This is a genomic window from Variovorax boronicumulans (assembly GCF_029892485.1).
GTDB lineage: Bacteria > Pseudomonadota > Gammaproteobacteria > Burkholderiales > Burkholderiaceae_C > Variovorax > Variovorax boronicumulans_B.
Window position 1 is genome coordinate 36,478 of the sequence record NZ_JARXVG010000002.1, and the last position, 12,328, is coordinate 48,805.

The window sequence follows — 12,328 nt, forward strand, 5'->3', positions numbered from 1 at the left end:
GGAGCCCTGGTTAATTGGCCGATTTTAATTCAAGAATTATTCATTGAATTCCAACCGGTAATTAAATGAACACTCGATTCGCTTCGCCGCCGCCTGTTGCCATTGCTGCACAGGAGCACACGCTGGACGACCTGTTCGTCCCTAGGCACGACGCGGCCGAAGAGCGGCTCACAGCCGCGCTGACGCTCGAAGCGGATCTCGTGCAGCACTGGCTGGCGCTGCTGGAGACGACAGGTTTTCTGCCCGACACGCTGTTCGAGGGGGCCTGGCGGTTCCTGCAGTCGCGCTGGCTCGGCGCGGAAACGAACGGCACGGCGCACGCATGGCTCGCGCAACTCGACAGCCAGCGGCGCACGACACCGCCCCAGAGCGGCAGCGCCATCCGTCTGTCCCTGGAAGCCCATCCTGGGTACCCGGCCCGCCTGCAGCTCGATGCCCCTGCGACCCTCATGGACGCCTCATCGGCCGGCCGGCTGCTCGCCGCCATCGCCGACACCGCCGCCGACCTGCTCGCCCGCCCCGACACGGCGCTCTGCGGCATCCGCACCCTGCCCGATGCCGATCGCCACCACCAGCTCGCCGCCTGGAACACACCGCCCGCCGCCGTCGACCGCGCGCTGACCGTGCCCGCGATGTTCAGCCGCCAGGCCGCAGCCACGCCCGACGCGGTGGCGCTTGTCGAAGGCGACGAGACCATGCGCTACGGCGAGCTCGAACGCCGCACCGACCGCTTCGCGCAGCACCTGTGGCAGTCGGGCGTGAGGCCCGGCGACAACGTCGGGATGATCTTCGAGCGCTCGATGGACGCCATCGTCGCCACGCTCGGCATCCTGAAGGCGGGCGCCGCCTACGTGCCGGTGCCGGCCGACTTTCCACCCGGGCGGGTCGCCGGCATGCTCGCGCAGGCGGGGGCCACACGGGTGGTGGTGGCCGAAGCGCTGGCGCATCTGGTGCCCGCCGAGAGCGCCGTGCTGTTGCCCGGCAATCTCGAAGACGTCATGGAGGGCAATGGGTATCGCAGCACTGCGAATACCCAAATCGATGGCGAATCGGTCGCGTATGTGATGTACACCTCCGGCTCGACCGGTATACCCAAGGGTATAGAGATCTGCCACCGCGCGATCCTGCGGCTGGTGGTCGGGGTGGATTACGTCGAGCTCGCACCCGGCCGCGCAATGTTGCATGCGGCGCCGCTCGCCTTCGACGCATCGACGCTCGAGATCTGGGGCCCGCTGCTGAACGGCGGGCGCTGCGTGATCCACGACGAACGGGTGCCCACCGGTGCCGGCCTCGCCCGCACCATCGCCCGGCACGACGTGCACACCGCCTGGCTCACGGCCGCGCTCTTCAACGCGGTGGTCGACGGCGATCCGCAGCATCTCGCGGGCCTCCGTCACCTGTTCACCGGTGGCGAGGCGCTGTCGGTGGCGCATGTGCGGCGCGCGCTCGAAGCCCTGCCCGGCCTTGTGCTGAGCAACGGCTACGGCCCGACCGAGTGCACAACCTTCGCGGCCACCCACCGCATCGACCCGGCGAGCCTCGCGGCCGGCCTGCGCTCGGTGCCGCTCGGCCGACCGATCAAGGACACGGTGCTGCGTGTGCTGAGCCCGTCGCTGGCACTGCTGCCCAGCGGCCTCGTGGGCGAACTCTGCATCGGCGGGCACGGCCTCGCCCGCGGTTACCTGGGCCAGCCCGAACTCACCGCCGCGCGCTTCGTGCCCGATCCGTTCGGCGGGCCTGAAGACCGCCTCTACCGCACCGGCGATCTCGCGCGCTGGCTGCCGGACGGCACCATCGAATTCATCGGCCGCATCGACGGCCAGGTGAAGATCCGCGGCCACCGCATCGAGACCGGTGAGATCGAGGCGGCGATCCTCGCGCACCCCGCGATCCAGTCCTGCACCGTGGTCGCCCGGCCCGGTGGCGATGGCGCGTTGCGCCTGGTTGCCTACCTCGTCGCCCGCGCGCAGCCGCTGCCTTGGGAGATGCTGCGCACGCACCTTGCGGCGCGTCTGCCCGCGGCGATGCTGCCCTCGGCGCAGGTGTGGCTCGCGCAGCTCCCGGTCACCTCCAACGGCAAACTCGACCGCAAGGCATTGCCCGAGCCCGCGGGCGAGCGCCCCGAGCTTGCGCAGCCTTTCGAGGAAGCACGCGACGCACTCGAAGCGCAGGTGTGCGGCGCCTTCGCGCGCGCCCTGTGCATCGGCAAGGTCGGGCGCAACGACAACTTCTTCGACCTCGGCGGCAATTCGCTGCTGGTGCTGCAGGTGCTCGCCGACCTGCAGCGCGACGACGCGCCGCCGTTGTCGACCAACCTGTTCTTCCGGCATCCGACGCCGGCCGCCATTGCGGCGCAGCTGCAGCCGGTTGAAGAAGAGACCGCACAGCCAACGCCCGTTCGCGCGACCGCACACCGCACACCGGCCGACGCCCCCGAAGCCATCGCCCTCATCGCCACCGCCGGCCGCTTCCCCGGCGCTGCCGACGTCGAACAGTTCTGGGACAACCTTGTCGCCGGCCGCGACACCGTGAGCTTCTTCGACGACGCCACGCTCGATGCCAGCGTGAGCGAGGCGCTGCGCGGCGACCCGGCCTATGTGCGGGCGCGCGGCGTGATCGAAGGCATCGAGAACTTCGACGCCGCCTTCTTCGGCATCGGCCCGAAGGAAGCCACGCTCATGGACCCGCAGCACCGCGTGTTCCTGGAGATCTGCTGGGAATGCCTGGAGCGCGCGGGCTATGTGCCCGACGAGGCGCCCGGTCCGGTGGGCGTGTACGCGGGCATGTACAACGCCACCTACTTCCAGCGCCACGTGGCCTCGCGGCCCGACCTGGTGGAAGCCGTCGGCGAATTCCAGGTGATGCTGGCCAACGAGAAGGACTACATCACCACCCGCGTGGCCAACCGGCTCAATCTGCGTGGGCCGGCGGTGAGCGTGAACACCGCGTGCTCGACCTCGCTGGTCGCCGTGGCGCAGGCCTTCCATGCATTGCGCACGGGCCAGTGCTACATGGCGCTCGCGGGCGGCGCCTCGGTCACCTGCCCGCCGCGCAGCGGCTATCTCTACAACGAGGGCTCGATGCTCTCGCCCGACGGCCACACGCGCAGCTTCGATGCACAGGCCCGGGGTACCGTCTTCAGCGACGGCGCGGCCGTGGTGCTGCTCAAGCGCCTGTCGGATGCGCTGGCCGATGGCGACACGATCTACGCCGTGCTGCGCAGCGCCTGCGTGAACAACGACGGCGGCGCCAAGGCCAGCTTCACCGCGCCCAGCGTGGACGGCCAGGCCGCGGTGATCCGCGCCGCGCTGGCCGCGGCCGACGTGGACGCGCAGAGCATCGGCTACGTCGAGGCGCACGGCACCGCCACGCCGATGGGCGACCCGATCGAGGTCGAGGCGCTGGCCGTCGCCTTCGCCGAGCACACCGACGCGCGCGGCTACTGCACGCTCGGTTCGCTCAAGAGCAACGTGGGCCACATGGTCACGGCCGCTGGCGCCGCGGGGCTCATCAAGGCGGCGCTGTCGCTGCACCACGAACTGATTCCGCCCACCGCGCACTTCACCGCGCCGAACCCGGCCATCGACTTCGCGCGCACACCGTTCTTCGTGAGCAACCAGCTGCAGCCCTGGCCGCGCGCCGACCTGCCGCGCCGCGCGGGGGTGAGCTCCTTCGGCGTCGGCGGAACGAACGCCCACGTCGTGCTCGAGGAAGCACCAACACGCCCCGCTGCGCCATCGGCCGTGGCCGGTGTCCACGTGCTGCCGCTGTCGGCCCGCTCGGAGGCCGCGCTCGCGGTGGCCGCGCAGCAGCTCGCGGCGCACCTCGAAGCGCACCCCGGCCTTGCGCTCGCCGATGCGGCCTTCACCCTCTGCGTCGGCCGCAAGGCGCACGCCTTCCGAAGCGCCGTGTTGGCCGCCGATGCGGCAGAAGCCATCGCTGCATTGCGAATGAACGATGCCCCGTGGCGCACGAGCGGCGGCATCGCCGCTCGCACCCCGCAGCCGGTGCTGATGTTCCCGGGCCAGGGTGCGCAATACGCCGGCATGGGCCGCGCGCTGCATGCGAGCGACACGGTGTTCGCGGCCGCCTTCGACGACTGCCTGCATGCCCTGGACGGCGTCACCGATTTCGATCTGCGCGAACGCATGTTCAGCGACGACCCCGGTGCGCTCACCCCTACGGCGGTCACGCAGCCTGCGCTCTTCACGCTCGAGTACGCGCTCGCACGGCGGCTGCTGTCGCTGGGCCTGCGGCCGCATGCGCTGATCGGCCACAGCGTCGGCGAATTCGTCGCGGCCGTGATCGCCGGGGTGATGCGGCTCGAAGACGCCGCCCGCCTCGTCGCCCGCCGCGGTGCGCTCATGCAGGCGCTGCCCGCGGGAACCATGCTGTCGGTGCGGCTGGGCGCGAACGATCTCGCGGCGCGGCTCGCGGCCTGGCCGTCCGTCTCGCTCGCGGCGGAAAACGGACCCACCGCCTGCGTGGCCGCCGGCCCCACCGAGGCCATGGCACAGCTGCAGGCCGCGCTCGAAGCCGAAGGCATCGCCTGCCGCGCGCTGCAGACCTCGCACGCCTTCCACTCCGCCATGATGGACGGCGCGGTCGCCCCCTTCGAGGCGCTCGTGGGCCAGGTCGCGTTGCGCGCACCGGCGATCCCGATCTTCTCGACGCTCACCGGCCGGCTGCTCGAAGACGTGGAGGCCGCGAGCCCCGCCTACTGGGCGCAGCACCTGCGCGGCACGGTGCGCTTCTCGCCCGCGTTGCAGAGCGCGGCGGCTGCGGCCGCGCATCCGGTTTTCGTGGAGGTCGGGCCGCGCAACACCCTGGCCACGCTGGTGCGCCAGCACGGCGCGAAGACGCTGGCCCCCACGTCGAAGGCGGGCGCCACCGCGGTCTCGCTGCTGCACGGCGAACCGGCCGACGAGGTCCGCACCCTGCGGCTCGCAGCCGCGCGCCTGTGGACCTGCGGCACCGACATCGACCTCGCCCGCCTCGCCGCTCGCGCGGGCGCGCGCCGCGTGTGCCTGCCCACCTATCCGTTCGAACGCAAGCGCTTCTGGGTCGACATCGCGCCGATCGCCCGGTTGCCGGCCGTCCTTCCTACCGCCCTTCCCGCCCCATCCGTCTTCGTCCCACCTGTTTCATTGGAGCCGATCGTGACCGCTGCAGTGCCCGCTATCCATCCGCCGCTACCGTCCCCGCCCCAGCCCGCCGCTTCGCGCGCGCCCTCGGTGGACGCGCGATTGCGAACCCTCTTCGAGGACATCTCGGGCATCGACATGGCCGAGGCCGAAGGCCACGCCGCCTTCGCCGAACTCGGCCTGGACTCGCTCACGCTGACCCAGGCCGCCACGCAGATCAAGAAGAGCTTCAAGGTCAACCTGAGCTTCCGGCAGCTGATGGAGAACTACCGCAGCCTGGATGCACTTGCGGCGTTCCTACGGCAGAGCCTGCCGCCCGAGACCGAGGCGCAGCCCGCGCCGGCAGCGCCCGGCGTCATCCCGATGCCGCAGGTGGCTGCCGCCGCACAGGCGCCGGTGCCGATGGCCGATCCGGTGCCCCGGCAACCGGCCGGCGCGCTGAACCAGTTGATTGCGCAGCAAATGGAATTGATGCGCCAGCAACTCGCATTGCTGTCCGGGGCGGCCATTCCCGCCGCAATGGCCACACCGGAGCCGGTGCAGGCTCTGCCGGAACCGCAGGCCCAATCGCTCGCATTGCCCGACATGCCACGCGAACCGCAGCGCTACGACGTCGCCAAGGCCTTCGGCGCCATCGCCCGCATCCACACCAAGCCCACCGCCGAGCCGAGCGCACGCCAGAAGGCGCGGCTGGCCACGTTCGTGCGGCGCTATGTGGAACGCACGCAGAAGAGCAAGCGCTTCACCGAGGACAACCGCGCCCACATGGCCGATCCGCGCGTGGTCAACGGCTTCCGGCCGCTGACCAAGGAGATCACCTACCAGCTCGTGATCGAGCGCTCCAAGGGCTCGAAGCTCTGGGACATCGACGGCAACGAGTACGTGGATGCGCTCAACGGCTTCGGCCTGAACCTGTTCGGCTGGCAGCCCGACTTCGTGCAGGAGGCGGTCAGGAAGCAGCTGGACGCGGGCTACGAGATCGGCCCGCAGCATCCGCTGGCGGCCGAGGTGACGCGCCTCATCTGCGAGCTCACCGGCTGCGAGCGCGCGGGCCTGTGCAACACCGGCTCCGAAGCGGTGATGGCGGCCCTGCGCATCGCGCGCACCGTCACCGGCCGCAGCACGGTGGTGGTGTTCACAGGCTCCTACCACGGCACCTTCGACGAGGTGCTGGTGCGCGCCGGGAAGGGCGGCAAGGGCCTGTCGGCCGCGCCGGGCGTGATGAGCGGCATGTTCGGCGACGTGCGCGTGCTCGACTACGGCACGCCCGAGGCGCTGGCCTTCATCCGCGAGAACGCCGAGGACCTGGCCGCGGTGCTGGTCGAGCCGGTGCAGAGCCGCCGCCCCGACTTCCAGCCGCGCGAGTTCGTGCAGGAACTGCGCGAGATCACCGCGCAAAGCGGCACCTGCCTCATCTTCGACGAGGTCATCACCGGCTTTCGCACGGGCCTGGGCGGTGCGCAGGAACTGTTCGGCGTGCGCGCCGACCTCGCCACCTACGGCAAGGTGATCGGCGGCGGCTTCCCCGTCGGCGTGATCGCGGGCAAGCGGCCGTTCATGGATGCGCTCGACGGCGGCGCCTGGCAGTACGGCGACGACTCGATCCCGGGTGTGGGCGTGACCTACTTCGCGGGCACCTTCGTGCGGCATCCGCTCGCACTGGCGGCCGCCAAGGCCTCGCTCGAACACCTGAAGGAAGCCGGCCCGGCGCTGCAGGCCGCGCTCGGCGCGAGCACCGCCGCCATGGCCGAGGAGCTCACCGCCTGGTGCACCGAAACCGGCGCGCCGATCGCGATCCGCCACTTCGCCTCGCTCTGGCGCGTGAACTGGCTGGAAGACCATCCGCTGCAGGACCTGCTGTTCGCCATGATGCGCAGCCGCGGCGTGCACATCCTGGACAACTTCCCGTGTTTTCTCACGACGGCGCACAGCCAGGAAGACATCGCGGCGATCCAGCGCGCGTTCAAGGAATCGGTGGCCGAGATGCAGGAGTCGGGCTTCCTGCCGCGCCGCACGCCGGCCGTGCGCGCCTTCGACGTGCGCAAGCCCTCGGAAGACGGTTCGGTGCTCGGACGGGATGTCGACGGCCAGTTGTTCTGGTACGTGCCGGGCGGCGCTGAAGCGATCCGCATCGCCAACGGGCGGGCCGCATGAACGCCGTTCTTCGCCCCACCACGGCCGCGATGGGCACGGCCGCCAACCTCGGCGCATTCGTGGAATGCGTGATTCCCACGACAGAATCACAGCGCGAGGTCTGGCTCGGTGCGATGCTGAGCACCGAGGCATCGCTCGCCTACAACGAGTCGGTGGTGCTGCGGCTGCGCGGTCCGCTGGACCGCCAGGCCATGGCGCGCGCCGTGGCCCGGCTGGTCGGACGGCACCAGTCGCTGCGCGCGACCATCTCGCCGGACGGCACCTGCATGCTGGTCGGCCAGGCAGGTCCCGACCCGCTCGTGCAGCGGGACCTGGGCCTGCTCGATGCCGAAGCCCGCGCGCTTGCCCTGCAGGACGCGCACGAGGCAGCGGTGAGCACGCCCTTCTCGCTGGAGCAGGGGCCGCTCTTCCGGGCCCAGCTCTACCGGCTCGGCGAGGACGAGCACGAGTTGCTGATGTCGGCCCACCACGTGGTCTGCGACGGCTGGTCGTGGGCCGTCATCACCGAGCAGCTGGGCCACCTCTATGCCGAGCAGACCGGCGACGGCCTGCCGCTGAAGGCCGCCCCCACCTTCGACGCCTTCGCGACCGAGGAAGCCGCCGACGCTGCGCAGCCCGGGATGCAGCAGCACGTGGACTACTGGCTCGAGTGCTTCTCGGGCGGCACGCTGCCCGTGCTCGACCTGCCGCTGGACCATCCGCGCCCCGCCGTGCGCACCTTCGCCTCGCGGCGCACCGAGCGGCTGCTCGAGCGCCGCCTGGTGGCCTCGCTGCGCACCATGAGCGCGAAGACCGGCACCAGCCTCTTCGCAGGGCTGCTCGCCGGCTTCGTCGCCACGCTGCACCGGCTCACCGGCCAGGACGACATCGTGGTGGGCATTCCGGCCTCTGGCCAGCTGGCGCGCGACATGCCCGGCCTGGTGGGCCACTGCGTGAACCTGCTGCCGCTGCGCATCGCCGCGCCTGCCGAACTGCGCTTCGACACGCTCATGGGCGAATGCAGGACCGCCGTGCTCGACGCCTTCGAGCACCAGGCGCTGACCTACGGCGCGCTGCTGGGCAAGCTCTCGCTGCAGCGCGACGCGAGCCGCCAGCCGCTGGTGAGCGTGATGTTCAACGTCGACCCCGACGTGGCCGCCGGCTTGCAGACTTTCTCGGGCCTGCATGTCGAGCAGGACACGGTGGCGCGCCGCCACGAGAACTTCGAGCTCTTCCTCAACCTGCGGCCGCTGGACGGCGGGCTGCAGATCGAAGCCCAGTACAACACCGACCTCTACGACGAGGAGAGCGTGCAGCGCTGGCTCGACATGTTCGAGTGCGTGCTGCGCTCGGCCGTGCGCAATCCCGCCGACGCGATCGGCCGGCTCGAGGTGCTGTCGCCCGAAGCCGCGCGCGCACTGGCCGCGCTGCAGCCGCTGCCCGTTCCGCTGCAGGGCGCGCCGTTCGCGCATGCCGGCTTCGTGGCGCGCGCATTGCAGCAGCCGGACCGCCCCGCGGTGCGCGACGGTGCACGCACCTGCAGCTACCGCGATCTGGACGCGCGCTCCAACCGCCTGGCCCATGCGCTGCGTGCGCGGGGCGTCGGCCGCGGCGAGTACGTGGGCCTGTGCCTGGAGCGCGGGCTGGACATGGTCGTCGCGGTGCTCGCGGTGCTGAAGGCGGGTGCGGCCTATGTGCCGCTCGACCCGGGCTTTCCGCAGGCGCGGCTCGATCACTACGCCGCCGACGCCAGCCTCAGCCTGCTGGTGACCACCTCCGACATCGCCACCGCGCCGCGCAAGTGGAATGCCGACGCGGGCGCACGGCTGTTCGAGATCGACCGCGACACCGCATGGCTGCAGGCGCCCGCCGATGCGATCGCGCCGGGCGTCTGCGATGCGCGTGCCGAAGATCCGGCCTACGTGATCTACACCTCGGGCTCGACCGGCCTGCCCAAGGGCGTGTGCGTGCCGCACGGCGCGGTGGCCAACCTGATCGCCTCGATGCAGAAGGCACCCGGCATCGGCGCGACCGACCGCATCGCCGCGGTGACCACGCTCTCGTTCGACATCCACGTGGCCGAGATCCTGCTGCCGCTGGCGGCCGGCGCCGAAGTGGTGATGGTCCAGCGCGAGACCGCGGTGGACGGCAACCGCCTGCGCGCACTGCTGGAGACCGAAGACATCACGGTGCTGCAGGCCACGCCCGGCATGTGGCAGTTGCTGCTCGATGCCCAGTGGGCCGGCACCAAAGAGTTTCGCGGATGGATCGGCGGCGAAGCCGTGCGCGCCCGGCTCGCGTTCGACGTGCTGGACCGCTGCGCCGAATTCTGGAACGTCTACGGCCCCACGGAGACCACCGTGTGGTCCACCGCCTGGAACATGCAGCGCGAGGTGATCGCCGCGCGCGGCATGTCCGTCGGCACGCCGATCGACAACACCGAGGTGTGGATCCTCGATGCCAACCTGCAGCCCTGCCCCATCGGCGTGCCGGGCGAGATCTGCATTGCGGGCGAAGGCCTCACGCTCGGCTACCACGAACGCCCCGAGCTCACCGCCGAGCGCTTCCTCACGGCGCGCGTGCTGGGCCACAACCGCACGGTGTACCGCACCGGCGACCGCGGCCGCTGGCGCAACGACGGGCTGCTCGAACACCTCGGTAGGCTCGACTTCCAGGTGAAGGTGCGCGGCTACCGCATCGAGCCCGGCGAGATCGAGGCACGCTGCAACGAAGCAGACGGCGTCTCGCGCAGCGTGGTGGTGGCGCGCGAGGACCGTCCCGGCGATGTGCGGCTGGTGGCCTACCTGGCGCTGGTGCCGGGCGCCGCATTCGACCTCGATGCGCTGATGCAGCACCTGCGCGAGCGCCTGCCGGCCTTCATGCTTCCGCAGCACGTGGTCACGCTCAAGAGCCTGCCCACGCTGCCCAACGGCAAGCTGGACCGCGTGTCGCTTCCAGCGCCGCAGGCGCTGCCGCGCGATGCGGTGCGCCGCGGCGCCAACCCGCGCAACGACACCGAGCGCACGGTGCTCGCGGCGATGGAGCAGGTGCTGAGCCTGCCGGGCCTGGACATGCAGGACGACTTCTTCACCATGGGCGGCCATTCGCTGCTGGCCGCGCGGCTGGCAACGCTGCTCGCCCGCGAGTTCAAGGTCACGCTGCCGCTGCGCGTGCTGTTCGAGGCGCCGACCCCCGAACGCCTGGCCACGGCGATTGCCGGCCTGCAGGCCGCCGGTGCCGGCATGCAGGCGCCGCTCGCCTGCCGCATCGACCGCGCCAGCGCGCCCATGACGCCGTCGCAGGAGCGCATCCTGTTCATGGAACAGCTGCACCCGGGGCGCTCGGTCTACAACGTGCCGTCGGCGCAGCGGCTGGCCGGCCCCTTCGATGCGGCGCGCTTCGAGGCGGCGCTCGCGGAAATCATTCGCCGCCAGCCCGCGCTGCGCACCTGCGTGGGCACCGACCCGGCGACCGGACAACCGGTTCAATCGATATCGCAGGCTGTGGAATTCCCACTGCCGGTGATCGACCTGCGCGGCCTGCCCGCGGACCAGCGCGAGGCCGAGCTGGCCGAGCGCATGCAGGAACTGGCGGACCGCCCGATCGACCTGCACCGCGCACCGATGGCCCATGCGGCGCTGTTCCAGGTCGACGACGACGACCACGCGTTCGTGTTCGTGCCGCACCACCTGGTCTGGGACGGCTGGTGCTTCGACCTGTTCCAGCGCGAGCTCACCGCGATCTACGACGCCGCCGAGCGCGGCCGTCCGCACGGGCTGCCGCCGCTGGCCACCACGCACGGCGACTATGCCGAATGGCTCGCCGGCTGGATGCGGGAGCCGGCCTTCGAGGAGCAGTTCGGCTTCTGGCGCCGCCGCCTCGCGAGCGGGCCGCCGCCGCGCCTGCCCCGCACCGACATGCCCCGCCGCGCGGGCAAGAGCGGCCAGGGCGGCACGCAGTGGATCCACATCGACCTGGCCACCACCGGTCGGCTGCGCGAGATCGCGCGCGGCATGGAGGTGACGCTGAGCATGCTGACCTTCGGCCTCTACGCGCTCACCCTTAGCCGGGTCATCGGCAGCGAGACGGTCGTCATCGCGAACCCGGTGCGCGGACGCCTGCAGCCCGAGACGGAGGACGTGATGGGCGTCTTCAACAACGTGCTGCCGGTGTCGCTCCGGATCGACCTGGCCCAGCCGCTGCCCGACTTCATGCGCTACGTGAAGCAGGAGCTGCTCGCGCTCATGAACGTCCAGCAGGTGCCGTTCGAGCGGATGGTGGCCGGCGACGGCCTCGAAGGCCCGAACAGGAACGCCGGGGCCTACCAGTCGATGTTCTCGTTCCAGGACGCACGCGAACGCGCGCGCCGCCTGGGCAGCCTGCAGACCCGCCAGATGCACCTGATGCAGCGCGGCGCGACCGACGACATCGGCGTGTGGCTGATGGACAAGCCGCACGGCCTGGAAGGCGCGCTGATCTACAACGCCGACATCTACCTGCGCGAGACGGGTGCGCAGCTGCGCGACCGCTACCTCGAGCTGCTGCACCGCGCCGCCGGGCGGCCGGCGGCCACGCTCGCCTACCTGGCCTCCGACGAGGGCTCCGCGAGCGCGGCCTACCTGCGCAAGCTCGCGGCCGATGAACCGGAAGGGGCGGACAAGGCCCACAAGCCCGCGGCCGCCGCCGGCGAGCGCGCCGCGGCCGGCAGCCTGCTCACGCCGGAGCAGGCGCCGCTCGCGCAGATCTGGGCCGGCGTGCTGGGCATCGACGTCAACGAGATCCGTGCGAGCGACAACTTCTTCGACCTGGGCGGCGACTCGCTGCTCGTGCTGAATGCGGTGAAGCAGACCGAGCAGACGCTGGGCTATCGCGTGGAGATGCGGCGCTACCTGTTCGAGAACTTCGGGCAGATCGCGTCGCGCCCCGGTGCGGCGGACACGCAGCCCGCGGATCTGGTGGGCGTGCCGGCCGGCCACGCCGCGAGCGCATCGCGCGGCGAAAGCCTGCTGGGCCGCGCCTTCGGCGGCTGGCTGCGCAGGGAGTGACGCGAC

At 71.2% G+C, this 12,328-nt stretch carries 2 protein-coding genes; both read left to right on the plus strand.

Features of this window, described 5'->3' with window-relative positions; all coding sequences use genetic code 11:
* The first annotated feature begins 65 nt into the window (after positions 1-65).
* Entirely contained in the window at positions 66-7,298 is a 7,233-nt protein-coding gene (locus M2282_RS05360) for a polyketide synthase (RefSeq protein ID WP_280807753.1), read from the plus strand.
* Entirely contained in the window at positions 7,295-12,322 is a 5,028-nt protein-coding gene (locus tag M2282_RS05365; protein ID WP_280807754.1) for a non-ribosomal peptide synthetase, read from the plus strand. Before M2282_RS05360 ends, M2282_RS05365 begins: the two co-directional genes overlap by 4 nt.
* The last annotated feature ends 6 nt before the right edge of the window (positions 12,323-12,328 follow it).